This window comes from Massilia soli (genome assembly GCF_016809835.1).
Taxonomy (GTDB): Bacteria; Pseudomonadota; Gammaproteobacteria; order Burkholderiales; family Burkholderiaceae_D; genus Telluria_A; species Telluria_A soli.
In genome coordinates, this window is the sequence record NZ_JAFBIL020000002.1 from 493728 (window position 1) to 512279 (window position 18552).

Here is an 18552-nt window from a genome sequence, read left to right on the forward strand (position 1 = left end):
GGCCTGGCATGTCGCGCGGCAAGGCGTAAGCGACGGCTACCGGCAATGCCGGGGCAGCGGGCCGCATCGGGCACGTGGCTAGGCTTTTGGCGCGGTCGGCATGTCTTTTTGCACCGTGATCGGCGTGCCGCTATCGAGCAGCGGCGCGACGAAGTTGGCGCTCTGCAGTACCAGCTTGCCGCGCTTGCCGACGGTGCGGTCGAATGCATACGCGGTGGCCGAACAGTTGGGCACGTCGCCGGCCCGGTCGATATCGAGAATGCGCGCTTCGTCGAGGCGCTCGAACAGGTAGCGGAAGCAATTGACCGTGACCTGGTGGCCGACGATCAGGACCCGTTCCTTGCAGTATTCGCGGGTGATGGTGTCGAGTACGCTGCGCAGGCGCAGGATGACGTCGCACCAGCTTTCGCCGCCAGGCGGACGGAAGTAGAACTTGCCCACATGCTGGCGCTGCTCGTACAGCACGGGATAGTTGTGCGCGATGCCGTGGGTGGTCAGGCGGTCGAGGATGCCAAACTCCTTTTCACGCAGGCGCTCGTCGACCTGGACAGCCATCAGGCTGTCGCGGCCGATGGCCCGGATGATGATGCGGGCGGTCTCGACGGCGCGCACATACGGCGAATGCAGCACCACATTCGGCCGCTGGCCGCCGGGCAGCGAAGCGAACCAGCCGCCCAGGGCCTGCGACTGGCGGATGCCGAGATCCGACAGCGGCACATCGACGTCGCGCCCGGCAATGTCGATCAGGTGCCCGGCCGCCGCCTCGGCGGCGTCGCGCGCGACATTTCCGGCGCTCTGGCCATGCCTGACCAGCCAGATATCCTGTGGCCATTTCTGCTCCATTGCCGCCGCCTCGCCAAGGTTGACATGGCCTCGATCATAGACGGAGCCGGCGGGCCGTCAGCGCACGATAGGCCGCGAAACGATGCCGGTCAGGCGGGCTGCTCGTCGCTGTCGAGATTGACGTCGGCATCGCTATTGAACACCGCGCTGTCGGTTTGCCCCAGCACGCGGCTGGTGATGGTGCCCGCGGTAATCGAGCCGCTGACATTGAGCGCGGTGCGGCCCATGTCGATCAATGGTTCGATCGAAATGAGCAGGCCGGCCAGCGCGACCGGCAGGTCGAGCGAGGACAGCACGATCAGGGCGGCGAAGGTGGCGCCGCCGCCGACCCCGGCCACGCCGACCGAGCCGACCGCGATGATCGCCAGCAGCGGCACGATGAACGACACGGTCCAGGGGTCGATGCCGACGGTGGGTGCGATCATCACGGCCAGCATGGCCGGATAGATGCCGGCGCAGCCGTTCTGGCCGATGGTCGAGCCGAACGAGGCGGCGAAGTTGGCGATTCCTTCCGGGGTGCCCAGGCGCGTGGTCTGCGTCTGCACGCTCATCGGGATCGCGCCGGCGCTGGTGCGCGAGCTGAACGCGAACGCCAGCACCGGGAAAATTTTCTTTACGAAGCGCAGCGGGTTCAGGCCAACGGCCGAGATCAGCAGCAGGTGGACGCAGAACATCAGCAGCAGGGCGCTGTAGGATGCCGCCACGAAGCTGATCAGCTTGGCGATGTCGTCCGGCTTCGAGCCGCCCACCACCATCGCCATCAGGGCGAACACGCCGAACGGCGTCAGGCGCAGCACCAGGGTCACCATGCGCATCACGATGGCGTGCGCGACCTTGATGAAGTTACTGAAGGAATCGAAGATGTCCGGCATCTTGCTGGCGATGCCGGTGGCCGAGATGCCGATGAAGATCGAGAAAATGACCACCGCAATGGTCGACGTCTTGCGCGCGCCCGTCATGTCGAGGAAGGGGTTGGCGGGGATGAAGGACAGGATCATGCTTGGCAGCGAGACGCCCTGGGCGGTCGCCAGGTTGCCTTGCATATACTCGCCGCGCGCCACTTCGGCGGCGCTGGCGGTGAGTCCGACGGCGCTCAGGCCGAACAGCTTGGCCATGGCGATGCCGATGCAGGCGGCGACCAGGGTGGTGGCGATCAGGATGCCGATGGTCAGGGCGCTGATCTTGCCGAGCGACGAGGCGTCCCTGAGCTTGAGGATGGCCGAGATGATCGACACCATAATCAGCGGCATGATGATCATCTTCAGCAGGCTGACATAGCCGGTGCCGAGGATGTCGAGGTAGGCATTGGTGTCGGCGATCAGCGGGGCGCCGGCGCCGTAGACCAGCTGGAACGCGGCGCCCAGCAGCACGCCCAGTCCCATGCCAGTGAACACCCGGGTGGTGAACGAGGCATGCGCCGCCTGCATGCGGTACAGCAGGAAGCAGATGGCAAGCGCGACGGTGAGATTGAGGATTAGCAGGAGGCTCATGTGTTCCTTTGGTAAGGCAGGCACGAGACGGGGCGGCCTGCTGCTTTGTCAGGCATTTTAAAGCGAATTGGGCAATGTTGCTTTTCAGCCCGTTGCCGGCTGGCGCAGGCGTGTGGCGGCGATCCGCGTTCACGGGCGCCGGGCGATTGCCCGGCTGCCGGCGTGAACGGGTGGGTCAGGACGGCGGAAGCGAATTACTTGTAGAACGCTTCGACCTTGCCCTTCAGCTTGATCAGCATCGACTTGCCCTTGCGGTCCAGGGTCTTGCCGGCGGCAACCTTGATCCAGCCTTCGCTGATGCAATATTCCTCGACATCGGTGCGTTCCTTGTCGTTGATCTTGATGCCGATATCGTGCTGGAACACGTCGCGGTTATGGAACGGGCTGCTCGGGTCGATCGACAGGCGGTCCGGGAGAGGGGGGAGTGTGGTGGTATCGTTCATGGGCGACAATTATCCACTACAAATGCGATCAGGACAACGGTGGCACCGTTGTGGCCGGATCTATTGTTGTTGTTCATTAGGAACCTTCGCGCTGCTATCGTCGGCGAGCTGGTAGACCTCGCCGATCACGCCGGTGTCTTGCCGGCGCGCGCGCAGGTCGCGGTATACCGCGGCCCGGGTGAGGGTCATGACGACGACCGGCGCGGTCAGCAGCAGGAAGACCCCGATGATGATTTCGTGGATCACCAGGCGCGACTGGACCACGGTGAAATACACCATCGACGCCAGCAGCAGGCAGCCGGCGCCGAGCGTCACGATGATGGCCGGGCCATGCACGCGCTGGTAGAACGTCGGCAGCCGCAGCAGGCCGAGCGCGCCGGTCAGCACGATGCTCGCGCCGAGCACCAGCAGCAATGCGACCGGGATCGCCGCCCAGCCGGGCAGATGTTCGATGCCATTCATTCGATGATCTCCCCGCGCATCAGGAACTTGGCCAGCGCGATGGTCGACACGAAGCCGAGCAAGGCCACCAGGATCGCGACTTCAAAATACACCTGGGTGCCGAAGCGCAGCCCCAGCACCACCGCCAGCAGCATGCCGCATATCCACAGGGTGTCGAGCGCGAGCACCCGGTCGTGGGCGGTGGGCCCGATCAGCAGCCGGACTGCGCAAAACGCCATCGCCACCAGCATGCACACCAGCGCATAGGCGATCGCCGTTTCAAGAAGGGTTTGCATGCGTGTTCTCCGTTTCAAAAATCGCGATCAGCGGCTGCTCGTAGCGCTGCTGGATGGTGTCGACCCACCATTGGGCATCGTGCAGGTCGAACACGTGCAGCGCCAGTTCATGCTGTTCGGGCAGCAGTTCCACCCAGACCGTGCCTGGCGTCATGTTGATCAGGCAGGACAGCATCGCCAGCCCGTAGGGGTCGCGCAGCGTCAGCGGCACGCGGATGAACTCCGAGCGGATCTCCGGATAGGACGAGAACAGGATGATGCGGCACACGTTATAGCTGGAGCGCACGATCTCCCATGACGCCATGGCGACCAGGCGCGCGAAGACCAGTGGCGCGCGCAGGCGCGGATAGCCGAACGGCTGCAGCCGGCGCGCCAGCAGCGGCACCGCGATCCCGAGCAGGGCCCCGAACAGCAGGTTGGCCGGGTCGAGCGCCTGGTTGAGCATCAGCCACAGCGCGCACAGCGCCAGCGATACGAAGGGGAAGGGAAGCCAGCGGCTCATGGCAGCTCCTTCGCGGCGCCTGGCAGCGCCGGCGTGGCAAGCACGCGCTCGAGATACAGGGCGGGGCGATGGAGGTCCGCGCCGGCGCGCGCGAGATAGGCGAACACCGGCTCCGCCTTGACGGTGAGCAACACCGACACCAGCAGGAGCGCCGCGACCGGCATGACCTCGGCCGTGTGCAGGCGCGGCGGCTCGGCCAGTTCGGATGCCCAGAAGGTGCGCACGCCGAAACGCATCAGCGAAATGATCGCGGCCAGTCCCGACGTGAACACCAGCGCCATCAGCGTCCAGCCGGCGGCGCCGATCGCCGCTGCCCCCGCGCCCGGATTGAGCAGGGCGTGGAACAGGCCGAACTTGCCGACGAAACCGGACAGCGGCGGCAGCCCGGCGATCATCAAGGCGCAGGCGGCAAAGGCCAGCGACAGGAAGGCGGTCGCCGCCGGCACGCCTTTGCCCTTGGGCTCGGCGGGGCTGTCTTCGACCGCATACGCTTCCATCGTCAGCGCCAGCAAGGCCGCGCCGGGCGCCGCGCGCATGCGCTCGATCAGTTCGAGCAGCAGCACAAACGCGGCAATGGCGATGGTCGAGGCGACGAAGTAATACAGCCCGGCGGTGACGACCTGCGGCTGGCCGTAACCGATCACCGCCAGCAAGGTGCCCGACGACACCGTCGCCGCGTAGCCGGCCATGCGCCCGGCGGTGTCGGTGGCCAGCATGCCGGCCGCGCCGAAGACGATGGTGGCCATGCCGCCCCACATCAGCGCGTCGTAGCCGAACTGGGCCATGGCGCCGGCGCCTTCCGGGAATACCAGCAGCCAGATGCGCAGGATCACGTAAGCGCCGACCTTGGTCATCAACACCAGCATCACGGCCACCGGCGGCGACGCCACCGAGTACGTGGTCGGCAGCCAGAAGCCGAGGGGCCACATCGCGCACTTGACCAGGAACGCCAGCGCCATTACCGCCACGCCAGCCCTGAACAGGCCGATGTAGGGCGCGCTCAAGGCGCTGGCCTGCCTTGCCAGGTCGGACATGTTGAGTGTGCCGGTGGTGGCATAGATCAGCGCGATGCCGATCAGGAACAGCAGCGCGGCGGCCAGGTTGACGGCGATGTACTGCATGCTGGCACGCAGCCGCGCGGCGTTGTAGCCATGCAGGACCAGGCCGTAGGACGCCGCCAGCATCAGCTCGAAGAACACGAATAAATTAAAGATATCGTGCGTCAGGAAGGCGCCGTTAATCCCCATCAGCATGAACTGGAACAGCGAATGAAAATGCACGCCGATCCGGCTCCAGCGCGGCTGCGCATAATACAGCGCCGCCAGGCCCATCAGCGCGGTCAGCACCAGCATCAGCGCCGACAGCCGGTCGGCCACCAGCGTGATGCCGAACGGCGCGGCCCAGTTGGCGGCGAAGTAGACGCCGATGGCGCCGGGCCAGCCATCGTCGGCAAGCAGCACCAGCGCGATGGCGTTGGCCAGCAGGCCGAGCGCGCTCGCATAGCTGAGTGCGAACTTGATGCGGTGGCGGCCTTCAGGCAGCGTTGCCATCAGTGCGCCGGCGACCAGTGGCAGCAGGACGGGAAGGACGATCAGGTGGTCGGTCCAGGCAAGGCTCATGCGTCGGGCTCCTCTCCGTCGACGTGGTCGGTGCCGGTCAGTCCGCGCGCGCCGATCATCACCACCAGGTACAGCGCAGTGGTGGCAAAGCCGATCACGATGGCGGTCAGCACCAGCGCTTGCGGCACCGGATCGGCCAGCGCTGCCGGGTCAGGGACGATGCCGGCCGGCGTCAGTGGCGGCCGGTCGATCGCCAGCCGCCCCATCACGAAAATGAACAAATTGACCGCGTACGACATCAGCATCAGGCCGATCAGCACCTGGAAGCTGCGCGGGCGCAGGATCAGCCAGATGCCCGAACCGAACACGATGCCGATGGCCAGCGAGATGACGATTTCCATTATCCAATCTCCTTGGCGGGCGGGATGGCGGCGCGCGCGCTGCCGGCCACGGCGACGCGGCGGCTACGCAGCGACTGGTGGGCGAGGGCGACCAGGATCAGCATGGTGGTGCCGACCACGACGAAGAACACGCCCAGGTCGAACACGAACGCCGACGGAGCGTGCAGTTCGCCCAGGACCGGCAGCGACAGGTGCGCCGTGTGGCTGGTCAGGAACGGGTAGCCGAACAGCCAGGCGCCGACGCCGGTGGCGCAGGCGGCGAGCAGGCCCCAGCCGATCCAGCGGTGCGGGCGCAGGCGCAGGTGCGATTCGACCCAGTCGGTTCCTGCGATCATGTACTGGACGATCAGCGTGGTGGCAAAAATCAGTCCGGCAACGAAGCCGCCGCCGGGCAGGTTGTGGCCGCGCATGAAGAAGTACACGGCGATCACGCCCATCACCGGCAGCAGGAAGCGCAGGTACACCGATTGCACCATCAGGTAGCCGTCGCGCGCCTGGCGCCCCGGCAGCTGGCCCGCGGCCGGATCGACGTCGTCGACCTGCTGCATGGGAATCGGGATGCTTTCGGGCGCCGGACGGAAGCGCCGCAGTAGCGCGTAGACGGTCAGCGCGACCGCCGACAGCACGGTGATTTCGCCCAGCGTGTCAAAGCCGCGGAAGTCCACCAGCAGCACGTTGACGACGTTGGCGCCGCCGCCTTCCGGCAGCGCGCGCAGCACGAAGAAGTCGCGGATGCTGGGCACTTGCGGCTGGGTCAGCACCGCGTAGCTCGCCGCCGCAAGCCCCAGCCCGCCTGCCGCCGCGACCAGTCCGTCGCGCGAACGGCGCAGCCAGGTTGCGCCCGGGATAGTGCCGGCCAGGTGCGCCGGGCGCCGGCGCGGCGGCAGCCAGCGCAGGCCCAGCAGGATCAGCACCGTGGTGACGGTCTCGACCATCAGCTGGGTCAGCGCCAGGTCGGGCGCCGACAGCCACAGGAAGGTCACGCTGGTGACCAGACCGGTTCCGCCGACCAGCGCCAGCGCGGCCAGCCGGTGGTATTTGGCCTTCCACGCCGCGGCCACCGCGCAGCCGGCGCCGATTACCCAGAGCAGCGCGAGCAGCGGATCGGCGTTCGCCAGCGACGGTGCCGGGAAGGTTTGCCACGGCGGCGCGAGCAGCAGCGGAACGGCCACCATCGCCGCCATCAGCACCAGCAGCTGAGGCTGCAGGCGCTTGGTGCCGGCCAGGCGCACCAGCCAGGCCGCGCCCAGCGACCCGCCGAGCAAGGCGCTTTCGTAGAGCTGCGCGCCTTTCAGGCGATGCAGCAGCGGAACCCGGTCGCGTTCAGCCAGGTTGAAGCGCTTGCGCAGCCACAGGTAGCCCAAGGCGCCGCCCACCAGCGCCGCGGCGCTCATCATCAGCGGCAGGTTGACGCCGTGCCAGATCGCGAGATCGTAGGCCGGTACGGTCGGGCCGAGTACCGACTGCGCGGCCACTGCCAGCACATCGCCCACCACGCGCTCGGGGAACATGCCCACCAGGATGCAGAGCAGCACCAGGCACTCGATCGGAAAGCGCATCCAGCGTGGCGGCTCATGCGGTTGCGACGGCAAATCGCGCGCAGGCGGCCCGAAAAACACGCTGATGAAGCGCAGCGAGTACACCACGCTGAACAGGCCCATCATGAACGCCGCCACCGACATCCACCAGTTCTCGGTGCCGCCGACGTGCATCGTTTCAGCGAAAAACATTTCCTTCGACAGGAAGCCGTTCATCAACGGCACCCCGGCCATGGCGGCGCTGGCAACGATGGCCAGCGCGGCGGTATGGGGCATCGCCTTGCGCAGGCCACTCAGCTGGCGCATGTCGCGGGTGCCGGCCTCGTGATCGACGATGCCCACCGCCATGAACAGCGACGCCTTGAACAGCGCATGGTTCATGGTGTGGAAAATGGCGGCCACCACCGACAGCGAGGTGCCAATGCTGAGCAGCACCATGATCAGGCCGAGGTGGCTGATGGTCGAGTAGGCCAGCAGGCCCTTCATGTCGCTCTGGAAGATCGCGTAGAAAGAGCCGAGCAGCAAGGTGCACACCCCGGCGGCGCCCAGCAGCCAGGTCCATTCCTCGGTCCCCGCCAATACCGGCCACAGCCGGATCATCAGGAACACGCCGGCCTTGACCATGGTGGCCGAGTGCAGGTAGGCGGACACTGGCGTGGGCGCGGCCATCGCATGGGGCAGCCAGAAGTGGAACGGAAACTGGGCGCTTTTCGTCATCGCCCCCAGCGCAACCAGTACCAGCACCGTCAGGTACCAGTCGTGGGCGCGGATCGCCTCGCCCGAGGCCAGCACCGTCTCGAGTTCATAACTGCCTGCGATATGCCCCAGCATGAGCACGCCTGCCAGCAGGCACAGGCCGCCCACCGTGGTGACGGTGAACGCCATGCGGGCGCCGCGCCGCGCATCGTTGCGTTCCTGCCAGTAGCCGATCAGCAGGAACGAGGTAACGCTGGTCAGTTCCCAGAACACCACCAGCTGGATCAGGTTGCCCGACAGGACCACGCCGAGCATCGAGCCCATGAACGCCATCATGTAGGCATAGAAGCGCGGCACCGGATCGCGCCGCGACATGTAGTAGCGCGCGTACAGCAACACCAGGCCGCCAATGCCCAGGACCATCATCGTGAATACCCACGCAAGGCCATCCATGCGCAGCACGATATCGACGCCGAACTGCGGCAGCCAGGAGAACCTGGCTTGCGGCACATTGCCGGCGGCGATGCCGGTGAACTGGAAAACGCCAATCAGCAGCGCCACCAGGGTGGCGCCGCCGGCAATGATGGCGGGGCGGTCGCGCGAATCGCCCGGCATGCAGGCCGCGGCCAGCGCGGCGGCGAACGGTAGCAGGAGCAGCAACAAGAGCATCGTGGTCAGCCCCTGTCCTGCTGGCGCGCGCGCGCTGGAGCAACTGCGCGCGTCATACGCTGTCTTCCGTTACCCGCACCAGCAACGTATCGCAGGGCAGGCGGCGCAGCAGCTCGTCGCTGATGCTTCCCATGAACACGCGCGACAGCGCCGAGCGTGGATGGACGCCGAGCACCACCAGCTGGGTGCCGGCGGCCTGGACGTGGCTGGCGATCGCGTCGGCCACGGTGCCGTGACCGATCACGACGTCGATGCGCGCGCGGGCAGTTGCCGACAAGCCGCAGTTGTCGAGGAAACGTGCGCTCCGCTCCAGCGCCGCCGGCAGCGCGCCCGGATGCGCTTCAGTAAAGCCGGGGCCGCTGTCTTCCAGCACGTGCATCAGCGTAAAGCGGTTGAGGGGAAACAGGCCGACGGCCGTGGCCAGGGCATGGCCTGCGGCGTCGCCGAAATCGTTCGCCACGACGATGCGCGCATACCTGCCGCGGGTGCGCTGGCGCACCACCAGCAGCGGCTGCGCCAGGTCTTGCGCCAGGCGCGATGCGGTGGAGCCGAGGAGCAGGTGCTGAAAGGTTTCCTCGCGCGACGCGCCGACGATGACCACGGCATCCGTCATCGCGGCGGCGGCGCCCAGGATGCCCTCGCTGACGTCGCCACGCACCACCTGCAGCGTGGCGTCGATGCCGGTGCCGGCGAACTCTTCGGCAATGTCGGCGCGCGCGGCAAGCTCGAACGCATGCACGGTGTTGCGCCCGTCAAGCCAGGACGACACTTCCTCGGGCGAACCGGGACCGTCGCGCACCATCAGTACTTTCAGGCTGGCCTGCCATTCGGCGGCAAGCTGTTTGGCGCGGTCGAGCGGACGGTCGCAGCGCTGGCACAGGTCAGATGCCAGCAGCAAGCGTTGTGGGGTGAGGCTGTCGGTCTGGGTGTTCACGCGATTCTCCATGTCCGGCAAGCGCGGCGTTGCGCACCTGCCGGACTTAATCATATTGCAACGGTTCGTTTCGAGCCGCACCCCACGAGGCGCGGCGGGGTCTGCTGCTGGTTACGGGATGATCAAAACCGGGACCGGCGAGGCGGCGACGACTTCCTGCGTGCAGCTCGGGCTGAGCAGCGATTCGATCAGGCCGAGCTTGCCGCGCGTGGCCATCACGATCAGGTCGCAACCGCGGCGGCGCGCGACATTGACGATCTCGGCACTGGGCGAGGCGGACAGCGCCACCATGTCTTCGCAGGCGACCCCTGCCGCCTGGACGGCGCGCCGGATCGCGCTCACGTCATGCTTGGCGGTGTTGAGGTGGGCAAGCTCGACGATGTCGCCCGATGCCAGCGTCTCGGCGTCTGCCGCGCGGTACAGGCGTGGCTCGGCAATGGACAGCACGACCACGGTGGCGCGGGACAACTGCGCCAGATTGATTACGGCCGCCATCGGTTCGAATGAGCGCGGCGACCCGTCGACGGGCCACAAGATAGTGTCGAACATTATTTTCTCCAGTTGCGATCGGCGGCGCGCAATCTCGGCGCACGCCAGGGGTCCTGCAAGGCGTACGCAATGCACGGCGAGCGAGACGGAATGGCTTCCGTCATGCGGTAGAGAGAAGAATGTTCAGCCTCGGGGAGGCGGTTCGGTTCCGGGCAGGCGGATCGAGGCGAACGATGACGCGGTCGGGTCGGAGGGGGTAGGGATGGCGGTTACGCGCGGAATCGGCAGGAATGCGATGACGTAGTCGGACAGTTCTTCGATCGCGGCCGACACTTTCAGGCCTTCGGCATCGGCGTCGACGGCGTCTGCGAGGTCGAGCGCGGCACGCGTGTGGGTTTGTTCCAACTTGGCCGTCACGCTCGCAAAGTCGCCTGCGGCAGCAAAGGCTGCTTGCAGGGAGACGATGGCAAGGAGGAAGGCGACAAGCAAGGTTTTCATTCTGATCATTTTAACCGCTTTCGTCCGATCTTTCAGGAACGGGCGGGGGGACGGCGTGCGGACCCGGCCTCAGGGTACGATCTCGATCGGGGTCGGGACCGACACCTGGTCCCAAAATCGTTGCATGTCGGCATCGGGAGCCAGATGCAGCCGTATGTCCAGTCGCGATAAGGAGAACGACGGAGCGCCTTGCGCACGGCGGGGTCGTTGGCCTCGCCGTGGATCATGATGTCTCCACCAGGACTGACGCCGCGTTTTTTGCCTGGAGACGGTCGTGTTGCGTTTTTGAAATCGAGGGTGTAGCGTCCTTCAGGCGTGCGCCGGTCGCCCTCCTGGGTCTTGTGTCCTTGCGGGCGGGTGCCCAGTCCGATGCGATAGCGTGCGATGACCCGGTCTCCGGCATAGACGGCCATCAGTCGGTCGGATTTGTCAACGTGTACCCGGGTAGCGCGCCCGTTTGCGGCAAATGCAGCGCCGCTGTTAACCAGTAAGGCGAGCAGCAGGACGCAGGGGATCATGACGCTCCTTTATCAGCGCTTGGAGGCAGGCTGATAGAGAGTAGCGCGCCAAGGCAATCGGCAATATGCGCTATCGCAGCCGGCGATCCGCGTTCACGGGCGCCGAGCGATTGCCCGGCGCCAAACGCCAGCAAAGGCTGACGGCGGGTGCAGTTCGCCAACAATCGGCAGCGACAGCAGGGCCGTGTGGCTGGGGTGGAAGGGGGCGCCGAATCCAGGCGCCAATGCCGCGACGCAGGCAGTGGGCAGGCCCCAGCCGATCCGACGGTGCTGCGCAAGCGAAGGTGAGATTGTACCCAGTCCGTGCCTACCACCAAACACTGCACAATCATCGCCGTGGGAAAAAACAGCCCGACAACGAAACAGTCGCCAAGCAGGCTGTGTCCACGCATAAATAAGGTAATACGCCCGCTCCTTGTGTCGCAATATTAGTAGCTAGCGGTTACACACTTAGGTCTCGAGCGGCTTAAATCACGAGCCCTTACAGATCATTTCGTCGACATGCGTATGCTGATTCGTCTTTTGTGACCCGGTCGAATGGCAGAGATTGGGCAAAGAGCTCTGTCGCTTTCTCATTATCACTAATAATTCGACCTCCGCCCAGCAGAATTACCCAAGACTAGGGCAGGTGATAAAACATTTCTTTTGTAGCTGGAAATTTGCCGCATCGCAGCTTTCGAGCCTGCAATGTTTCGTATTCTGTGGTTGCGGGCTGCATTTGTCGCACACCTTCCGACCTACTTATCATTGGAGAAATTATGTAAACATTGTCTTCGCAAGAAATCGACCACGTATCCGGCGGCGCTAGCTTCGGTCAGATTGTCAGCACTGGTGCTATGGTTACTGGGGGTAGCCAATTAGGAGCAGCATTTGCAGGTGCGCGGCTTGGAGGGCTCTTCGGTGCCGCAGCCGGGCCAATCGGCGCAGTTGCCGGCGCGGTGGTCGGTGGCGGTCTGGCCTGGGCGTATTTCTACGCAATCAAGGGAAAGTAAAGTGGAGTGTTAGGTGCAGCCAGTATCGCGTCATTGCGGCACTGGCGTTTAATCCTGGCGCATCTTATAGAATAGTCGGAGAAGAGATGATTAACTTGCCCGCTCATCAAATAGTCTCGACGGTAGCTCGGGCATGTCCACCATGGCGCTGTTTTATGCTATTTCAGTCTTGGTCCCAGTTTCTGAGCTGGGCACTCATTGCGGTTGTGACCTGTCTTGTACTACAAATAATTTTTTCATGGTTAGGCGATGACGAGCTCCCCATGTCAGGAATCATGATCGGCGCTGTCTTGGGCTCGACGTGGTCTCTTATTTCTGTGCTTCCAGCTCGCTTCACAATATCACGGGCCAGTCGGGCAACGGTTTCCTCACTCGCCGACGAGCTCGCAAGCCTCAACTACGTCGTTGCCGAAACCAAGGGAAGCGCTACGATCTACCGGCAGAACTTAAGTCGACTCTTGCGATGGGACGAGGGAAATGTGGTAATCAGCCTTGATCGGGATGTAATCGTTGTCGCCGGTGCCCAGGCGGCAGTTCACCGCCTCCGTCGTGAAATTAAAAATGTTGGGTAGTGCGAATTTGGCGAATCAGTTACGCGCCGCGCGGTAAGCCTTCGGCGTTTGTAAAACAAAAAAGCAGTTACGATCACTCGTAACTGCTTCATTTGCTTACTGCGCATTCGTGGTAGGCCGTGCGGGATTCGAACCTGCGACCAACGGATTAAAAGTCCGCTGCTCTACCAGCTGAGCTAACGACCCGAAAGAAGCAAGATTATAGGGGGCGATGGCGATCCTGTCAAATGCCGGACACCACAAAATCCCCGTTTTTTCTTACTTCAGTGCAGCTAAACGGCTCTTGGCCGTCTGCGCGGCAGGCGACTCCGGGTACTTGCTGACCAGCGACTGCAGCGACTTCTTGGCATTTTTCGCATCCTTGAGTTCGATATAGTTGCTGGCGATGTTGAGCATCGCGTCGGGCGCCTTGGCGCTGTCCTGGTATGTGGTCGCAACCACCTGTTGCGCGGCAATGGACTTCTTGTAATCGCGCAGCGCGTAGTAGGCGGTGCCGAGCGCGTACTGCGCGTTGGCGGCATAGGCCGACTCTGGATGGCGGCGCACGAATTCCGACAGCGCAGCGGACGCGCCCTTGTAGTCGCCACCCTGCAGCAGCGCCAGCGCGGCGTCGTAATCCTGCTGTTCGGTCGGCGCGACGGCCGCTTCCTGGCCGTCGATGGTGACCTGGCGCGGCTCGAGCTTCTTGATGCGCGCGTCGATGTCGGCGTACAGGTCTTTCTGGTTCTTCTGGATGTTGGCCAGTTCGTTGGCCAGTACTTCGACCTGGCCGCGCAGGCGGGCGATTTCCTGCAGCGTCTGCTCGTGGCGGTTCAGGCCTTCGAGCGCGGAGGTCTTGTCGGACTTGGTCTCGAGGCGCGCATTGAGCTCGCGGCTCAGGTTATCGACCTTGTTGCGCAGTTCAAGGATGGCGCGGCGCGCTTCATCGTCGCCGAACAGGGCGGCCGAGGCCTGCAGCGGCAGCAGGGCGGCGAACACCAGGCCAGCGGCGGCCAGGCGGGATTTGGAGAATGTGATCATAGTCGTGACTCTTTCAAAACCGGATGTCGAATCTGTACTGCTTGCTTGGCAAGGACGGCGCTTGCGCCGCTTGCGTCGGGCCCTACAATAACACGGGGCGCAAGCGCCCCGTTGTCTATCTCTGGTACCGCTGTCAGATATTAATAGACGATGTCGGCACGACGGTTTTCCGACCATGCCGCTTCGGACGAGCCGGTTGCTTTCGGCTTTTCTTCGCCCAGCGATACGGCTTCCATCTGCGACTCGGCCACGCCCAGCGCTGCCATCGACTTGCGAACTGCTTCAGCACGCTTCTGGCCCAGTGCCAGGTTGTACTCGGTGCCGCCGCGCTCGTCGGTGTTACCTTGGATCAGGATCTTGCGTTCCTTGTTCTTGTTCAGGTAGCCCGAGTGGTTCTCAACCACCGACTTGCCGTCGTCGCGCACAACGTAGCTGTCGTAGTCGAAGTAGACGCTGCGGTTAGCCAGAACGCCTTTTGGATCGTTCAGCGGGTCTACCGAGCCGGTTTCGACTGGACGAACGTCACGGGCGTCGGTCACTGGCGCTGCTGCTGGTGCCGTTTCAACGACAGGTGCGTCGTTCAGTTTGACTGGCGAGCTGCAAGCTGCGAGCAGGGCTGCGCTCGTGATGATGAAGGCTACGCTCTTAATATTGCGCATGGTTTTTCTCCTGGTCGGTGGTTAAAAAATTACTTCATGAAGGGACCCCAGTTGGGCTCCCTGATGTTTCCTGCTTGGGTTGTTAAGCGCTGCTTGACGCGTCCATCGACGGACACCACGGCGAGCGACGTACGTCCCCCTCCTTTGGTCGCATACATGATGTACTTGCCGTTAGGCGAAAAACTCGGTTCAGTGGCCTGGTCGGCCAGGCGGATTTCCTGGCGGCTGGCCAGGTCCATCGCATACAGCGAGAAGCCGTCACGCTGCGAAATCCAGGCCAGCGTCTTGCCGTCGGACGATACGCGAGGGCTGATGTTGTAGCTGCCGGTAAAGGTGACACGGGTCGCGGCGCCGCCGCTGGCCGCCATGCGGTAGATTTGCGGACCACCGCTGCGGTCGCTCGTGAAGTAGATGTGCTGGCCATCGGCCGACCATTGCGGCTCGGTATCGATGCCATTGCTGTTCGACAGGCGGCGCAGTCCGCCGCCATCGGCGTTGACGCTGTAGACCTGGGTGTGGCCGTCTTTCGACAGCGACACCACCAGCTTCGAGCCATCCGGCGACCATGACGGTGCCGAGTTGCTGCCTTTTTCATTGACGACGATCTTGCGCCCGCCGGTGACGAGGTTTTGCACGTAGATCACCGGCTTGCGCTTCTCGAACGATACGTAGGCGACCTTGGTGCCGTCGGGCGACCACGATGGCGAGATGATCGGCTCGTTCGAGCGCACTGCGACCTGGGTGCCTTCGCCGTCGGCGTCGGCGATTTCGAGACGGTAATCTTTAGCGGCGCGGTTTTCGTTGACGTAGGCGATGCGGGTGGCAAAGGCGCCGCGGGTGCCGGTCAGTTTTTCGTAGATGTCGTCGGCAATCTTGTGGGCTGCCAGGCGCGCGTAGCGCGGGGTAGGGGTCTGGCCGAGGGCCGAGATTTCGCTCGATTTGATGGTGTCGTGCAGCTCGTAGCGCACGTTGAAGTTACCGTTGGCCAGCTTTTGAACGCTGCCAACGACGAGCGCATCGGCGCCGCGCGATTTCCACTGGCCATAATCGATAGGGGAGGTCTCGGACAGCACCGTGCCGGCATCGATGACCTTGAAGATGCCGCTGCGCTCCAGGTCGGCCCTGATGATGGCCGACATTTGCGCTGGCGCGACGCCTTCGTCGGCAAACATGGCGACGGCGATCGGAATCTGGCCGCTGCTGACACCGGCAATTTCAACTTTAAGCTGGGCGTTCGCGCTGGCGCCGACTACGACGGCAGCGCTGAAAAACAGGTAACTGAGTTTTTTCATGGGTCCGTTCTATCCAGGTTCGTGGTCCCGACCAGGCCTCAATCGAGGTCCTTCATCGAGAATCCGATTTCAAGTGTTCGTTCTACCGTACCATCTTTCTTCTTGGGTAGTGGTGACGATTTGATAATGCCTTTCTCGACGGCATCGTCAAACGAGTCCACGCCACTGCTCTTGATCTTGCGTGCCGAGATAATATCGCCGGTCGGCAACTGGTCGACCTTGAAGACGACCCGCGGGTTGCCGGCGACATTGGTATTGCCGAGGAAGGTCGTGTTGCTCTTGACCTTGGCCGTGATGCTGGCGATGTAGCCGCTGTCGATGCGCGGGGCGGTGGCCTTGGCGGCGCTGCCGCTGGTGCCGATCGCGCCGGTGATGCGCTGCATTTCCGCGGCGCGCAAGGCGTCGAGCTTCTTCTTCTCGGCGGCCTCGGCTTTCGCCTTGGCCAGCTTCTCGGCTTTCTCCTGCTTTTGCTTCTCAGCCAGTTCCTGTTTCTTTTTTTCTTCTTCCAGCTTCTTGGCTTTTGCGTCGGCCAGTTTTTGGTCGGCGATTTTTTTCTCGGCGAGCTTCTTCTCGGCGAGCTTCTTTTCCTCGCGCTCCTTCAATTCCTTGGCGCGCAAGCGTGCCTGCTCCAGCGCGATATCCGGCGGCTTCGGCGTCGGCTCGACCTCGGGCGGGCGCTCGACCGGCTTGGGCGGCGCAGGCGGCGGATCCGGCTCGACCTTCGGCGCCGGCGCCGGCTCGGGCGGCGGGGCGGCCGACTGCACCTTCATGTCCCACACTTCGGCCTCGACCGCGACCGGCGGCGTGCTCTGCCAGCTGACGCCGGCCCACAGGAAGAACAGCAAGCCGGCGTGCACCACCACCGCCAGCGTGAGGGCACGCCAGCGGCTCGGTTCCGGCGGCACGCGGTAGGGCGTGCTGTCGAGGGCGGCAGGGTTCATCGTGGCCATTGCGTCATCATCTGGTGGCGAGTCCGACCCGGTTGATTCCCATCTTTTTCGCTTCCGAAATCAACTGGATCACGTCGTCGTACTTGCTGTCGCGGTCGCCCGAAATCATCACCGGGTAGTCGGGGTTTTCCGCATGCAGCGCGCGCAGGCGCAGCAGCACGGCGCTGCGGTCGGGCGCATCTTCGGCCGCCACCGGGTTCTTGCCGTTGACGCCGATGCTCAGGGTGGCGTCGGGCTTGAGCACGATCTGGATGTACTGGTCCGGCGGGGCGGCCGATTTCTCGGCGCTCGGCAGGTTGACCACGTTCGGCTCGTTGTTGGCCGGCACCGCCATGAAGATGATCAGCAAGACCAGCATGACGTCGATGTAGGGCACGACGTTGATTTCCGACTTGAACTTTCGTCCGCGTCCGCCGCGCAGGCTGCTGGAGAATGAAGCCATGTCTGCCTTTTCGCTTAACGGGACTGGCGTTGCAGGATGTTCGAGAATTCTTCAACGAAGCTCTCGAAACGGATCGCAAGGCGGTCGATGTCGTGGGTGAAACGGTTGTAGGCGACGACCGCAGGGATCGCGGCGAACAAGCCGATGGCGGTGGCGATCAGCGCCTCGGCGATGCCGGGCGCGACAGTGGCCAGGGTGGCCTGCTGCACGCTGGCCAGGCCGCGGAACGCGTTCATGATGCCCCACACCGTGCCCAGCAGGCCGATGTACGGCGACACCGAGCCGACCGAGGCGAGGAAGTTCAGGTGCGAATCGAGGCCGTCGATTTCGCGCTGGAATGCGGCGCGCATGGCGCGGCGGGCGCCATCGAGGACGGCGCCGACGTCGAGCGCCTCGCGCGTTGCGGCCTTGCCCTTGACGAATTCGCCCATGCCCGCTTCAAAGATGCGCGCCAGTGCGCCGCCCTGGTCGCGGTTGCTGCTGGCGCTCTGGTGCAGCGCATGCAGGTTGCCGCCGGCCCAGAAACTGCGTTCGAACTGCTCGGTCTGGCGACGGGCCGCGCGGATGGCAAACATTTTGCGGAATATATAGGTCCAGCTAACAAGCGAGAGGCCCAGCAGCAACGCCATGATCAGCTGCACAATCAGGTGCGCATTGCTGATCAGCGCGAGGAAGGAAAGGTCTTGGGCTACATTCATTGGATAAGTGTCTTGTCTTGTAATGTGTATGGGTCAGGCGGCACGCATTTTAGCAGCGCTTGCCTCTGGCAGTGAGCGCGGACGCAAGGTCGCGGCATCGACGCAGCCGACTTTGACGACGGCCGAGGCCAGCAGCGTATCACCGCACCAGGCCTGCTGGGCGAAACTGACCGAGGCGCGGCCCAGTTTCTCGATGCTCAGCGTTAATTTTAGTACATCATCGAGGCGGGCTGGCGCGTGATAGTCCACGCTGGCGCTCTTGACGACGAAGATCGCCCCATCCTCGTTGAGCAAGGCCTGCTGGGAAACGCCGGCAGCGCGCAGCCACTCGGTGCGCGCGCGCTCGAAAAATTTCAGGTAATTCGCGTAAAAAACGATACCGCCGGCATCGGTATCTTCGTAGTACACCCGGACAGTCCAGGTAAATGCTTGGGGCATTTCAGTTGTCATAAGTGAATTTGGGCAACATTCTATCCTAAAATACGCGCCGCTATGTTCTCAAGCGTACACATGGCGCCGCGAAAGCAGCGCATCCAAGCCGCGTAAGCGTACGCAACATTCCAAAATCGGGGACAGACCACCATTTTGGAATCTTCCAAAATGGTGGTCT

At 63.8% G+C, this 18552-nt stretch carries 20 protein-coding genes and 1 tRNA gene; all 21 read right to left on the reverse strand.

Features of this window, described 5'->3' with window-relative positions:
• Positions 1-78: 78 nt before the first annotated feature.
• Positions 79-843, reverse strand: coding sequence for a histidine phosphatase family protein (locus I4X03_RS06685; protein WP_223467349.1), 765 nt, complete (start codon positions 841-843; stop codon positions 79-81).
• Between the two features lie 89 nt (positions 844-932).
• Entirely contained in the window at positions 933-2333 is a 1401-nt protein-coding gene (locus tag I4X03_RS06690; RefSeq protein ID WP_223467351.1) for an L-cystine transporter, read from the reverse strand.
• Positions 2334-2527: 194 nt separating this feature from the next.
• Positions 2528-2776 carry a DUF3297 family protein gene (locus I4X03_RS06695; RefSeq protein ID WP_223467353.1) on the reverse strand — a complete coding sequence of 83 codons (249 nt, stop codon included), beginning with the start codon at positions 2774-2776 and terminating at the stop codon, positions 2528-2530.
• Between the two features lie 60 nt (positions 2777-2836).
• Positions 2837-3238: a monovalent cation/H(+) antiporter subunit G gene (gene mnhG, locus I4X03_RS06700; RefSeq protein ID WP_223467355.1), complete on the reverse strand. Its 402-nt coding sequence runs from the start codon at positions 3236-3238 to the stop codon at positions 2837-2839.
• Positions 3235-3513 carry a K+/H+ antiporter subunit F gene (locus I4X03_RS06705; RefSeq protein WP_223467357.1) on the reverse strand — a complete coding sequence of 93 codons (279 nt, stop codon included), beginning with the start codon at positions 3511-3513 and terminating at the stop codon, positions 3235-3237. The genes mnhG and I4X03_RS06705 overlap by 4 nt, the downstream gene beginning before the upstream one ends.
• The gene (locus I4X03_RS06710; protein WP_223467359.1) at positions 3497-4015 is read right to left on the reverse strand and encodes a Na+/H+ antiporter subunit E; all 519 of its coding nucleotides are present in this window, start codon (positions 4013-4015) and stop codon (positions 3497-3499) included. The genes I4X03_RS06705 and I4X03_RS06710 overlap by 17 nt, the downstream gene beginning before the upstream one ends.
• Positions 4012-5634 (reverse strand): monovalent cation/H+ antiporter subunit D, encoded by a 1623-nt coding sequence (locus tag I4X03_RS06715; RefSeq protein ID WP_223467361.1) that lies wholly within the window; start codon positions 5632-5634, stop codon positions 4012-4014. Before I4X03_RS06715 ends, I4X03_RS06710 begins: the two co-directional genes overlap by 4 nt.
• Positions 5631-5975 carry a Na+/H+ antiporter subunit C gene (locus I4X03_RS06720; RefSeq protein WP_223467363.1) on the reverse strand — a complete coding sequence of 115 codons (345 nt, stop codon included), beginning with the start codon at positions 5973-5975 and terminating at the stop codon, positions 5631-5633. The genes I4X03_RS06715 and I4X03_RS06720 overlap by 4 nt, the downstream gene beginning before the upstream one ends.
• Complete coding sequence (locus I4X03_RS06725) at positions 5975-8878, reverse strand: monovalent cation/H+ antiporter subunit A (protein WP_223467366.1); 2904 nt, start codon at positions 8876-8878, stop codon at positions 5975-5977. Before I4X03_RS06725 ends, I4X03_RS06720 begins: the two co-directional genes overlap by 1 nt.
• Positions 8879-8930: 52 nt before the next feature.
• The gene (locus I4X03_RS06730; RefSeq protein ID WP_223467368.1) at positions 8931-9812 is read right to left on the reverse strand and encodes a universal stress protein; all 882 of its coding nucleotides are present in this window, start codon (positions 9810-9812) and stop codon (positions 8931-8933) included.
• A 111-nt stretch (positions 9813-9923) separates the two neighbouring features.
• Positions 9924-10361, reverse strand: a complete 438-nt coding sequence (locus I4X03_RS06735; RefSeq protein ID WP_223467370.1) for a universal stress protein — start codon at positions 10359-10361, stop codon at positions 9924-9926.
• A gap of 123 nt (positions 10362-10484) precedes the next feature.
• The gene (locus tag I4X03_RS06740; protein ID WP_223467373.1) at positions 10485-10808 is read right to left on the reverse strand and encodes a hypothetical protein; all 324 of its coding nucleotides are present in this window, start codon (positions 10806-10808) and stop codon (positions 10485-10487) included.
• Positions 10809-10831: 23 nt separating this feature from the next.
• Positions 10832-11317 (reverse strand): L,D-transpeptidase family protein, encoded by a 486-nt coding sequence (locus I4X03_RS23290; protein WP_223467375.1) that lies wholly within the window; start codon positions 11315-11317, stop codon positions 10832-10834.
• 1674 nt (positions 11318-12991) lie between these two features.
• A tRNA-Lys gene (locus tag I4X03_RS06750) sits at positions 12992-13067 on the reverse strand.
• A 72-nt stretch (positions 13068-13139) separates the two neighbouring features.
• Positions 13140-13901, reverse strand: coding sequence for a tol-pal system protein YbgF (gene ybgF / locus I4X03_RS06755; protein ID WP_223467377.1), 762 nt, complete (start codon positions 13899-13901; stop codon positions 13140-13142).
• A gap of 140 nt (positions 13902-14041) precedes the next feature.
• Positions 14042-14560, reverse strand: a complete 519-nt coding sequence (pal, locus tag I4X03_RS06760; protein WP_223467379.1) for a peptidoglycan-associated lipoprotein Pal — start codon at positions 14558-14560, stop codon at positions 14042-14044.
• 29 nt (positions 14561-14589) lie between these two features.
• Positions 14590-15852 (reverse strand): Tol-Pal system beta propeller repeat protein TolB, encoded by a 1263-nt coding sequence (gene tolB, locus I4X03_RS06765; RefSeq protein ID WP_223467380.1) that lies wholly within the window; start codon positions 15850-15852, stop codon positions 14590-14592.
• Positions 15853-15890: 38 nt separating this feature from the next.
• A complete protein-coding gene (gene tolA, locus I4X03_RS06770) occupies positions 15891-16802 on the reverse strand; it encodes a cell envelope integrity protein TolA (protein WP_307735341.1) in 912 nt (303 codons plus the stop codon).
• 7 nt (positions 16803-16809) lie between these two features.
• Positions 16810-17244, reverse strand: a complete 435-nt coding sequence (locus I4X03_RS06775; RefSeq protein WP_223467382.1) for a biopolymer transporter ExbD — start codon at positions 17242-17244, stop codon at positions 16810-16812.
• A gap of 14 nt (positions 17245-17258) precedes the next feature.
• The gene (gene tolQ, locus I4X03_RS06780; RefSeq protein ID WP_223467384.1) at positions 17259-17942 is read right to left on the reverse strand and encodes a protein TolQ; all 684 of its coding nucleotides are present in this window, start codon (positions 17940-17942) and stop codon (positions 17259-17261) included.
• A gap of 33 nt (positions 17943-17975) precedes the next feature.
• The gene (gene ybgC / locus I4X03_RS06785; protein ID WP_223467386.1) at positions 17976-18380 is read right to left on the reverse strand and encodes a tol-pal system-associated acyl-CoA thioesterase; all 405 of its coding nucleotides are present in this window, start codon (positions 18378-18380) and stop codon (positions 17976-17978) included.
• Between the last annotated feature and the right edge of the window lie 172 nt (positions 18381-18552).

Coding starts and splice junctions, on each gene's coding strand:
- tolA (WP_307735341.1), bottom strand. CDS start 16,802: ATGGCCACGATGAACCCTGCCGCCCTCGACAGCACGCCCTACCGCGTG.
- ybgF (WP_223467377.1), bottom strand. CDS start 13,901: ATGATCACATTCTCCAAATCCCGCCTGGCCGCCGCTGGCCTGGTGTTC.
- tolB (WP_223467380.1), bottom strand. CDS start 15,852: ATGAAAAAACTCAGTTACCTGTTTTTCAGCGCTGCCGTCGTAGTCGGC.
- pal (WP_223467379.1), bottom strand. CDS start 14,560: ATGCGCAATATTAAGAGCGTAGCCTTCATCATCACGAGCGCAGCCCTG.
- I4X03_RS06690 (WP_223467351.1), bottom strand. CDS start 2,333: ATGAGCCTCCTGCTAATCCTCAATCTCACCGTCGCGCTTGCCATCTGC.
- I4X03_RS06725 (WP_223467366.1), bottom strand. CDS start 8,878: ATGCTCTTGTTGCTGCTCCTGCTACCGTTCGCCGCCGCGCTGGCCGCG.
- I4X03_RS06720 (WP_223467363.1), bottom strand. CDS start 5,975: ATGGAAATCGTCATCTCGCTGGCCATCGGCATCGTGTTCGGTTCGGGC.
- tolQ (WP_223467384.1), bottom strand. CDS start 17,942: ATGAATGTAGCCCAAGACCTTTCCTTCCTCGCGCTGATCAGCAATGCG.
- I4X03_RS06775 (WP_223467382.1), bottom strand. CDS start 17,244: ATGGCTTCATTCTCCAGCAGCCTGCGCGGCGGACGCGGACGAAAGTTC.
- I4X03_RS06695 (WP_223467353.1), bottom strand. CDS start 2,776: ATGAACGATACCACCACACTCCCCCCTCTCCCGGACCGCCTGTCGATC.
- I4X03_RS06710 (WP_223467359.1), bottom strand. CDS start 4,015: ATGAGCCGCTGGCTTCCCTTCCCCTTCGTATCGCTGGCGCTGTGCGCG.
- ybgC (WP_223467386.1), bottom strand. CDS start 18,380: ATGCCCCAAGCATTTACCTGGACTGTCCGGGTGTACTACGAAGATACC.
- I4X03_RS06715 (WP_223467361.1), bottom strand. CDS start 5,634: ATGAGCCTTGCCTGGACCGACCACCTGATCGTCCTTCCCGTCCTGCTG.
- I4X03_RS06740 (WP_223467373.1), bottom strand. CDS start 10,808: ATGATCAGAATGAAAACCTTGCTTGTCGCCTTCCTCCTTGCCATCGTC.
- I4X03_RS06685 (WP_223467349.1), bottom strand. CDS start 843: ATGGAGCAGAAATGGCCACAGGATATCTGGCTGGTCAGGCATGGCCAG.
- I4X03_RS06705 (WP_223467357.1), bottom strand. CDS start 3,513: ATGCAAACCCTTCTTGAAACGGCGATCGCCTATGCGCTGGTGTGCATG.
- I4X03_RS23290 (WP_223467375.1), bottom strand. CDS start 11,317: ATGATCCCCTGCGTCCTGCTGCTCGCCTTACTGGTTAACAGCGGCGCT.
- mnhG (WP_223467355.1), bottom strand. CDS start 3,238: ATGAATGGCATCGAACATCTGCCCGGCTGGGCGGCGATCCCGGTCGCA.
- I4X03_RS06735 (WP_223467370.1), bottom strand. CDS start 10,361: ATGTTCGACACTATCTTGTGGCCCGTCGACGGGTCGCCGCGCTCATTC.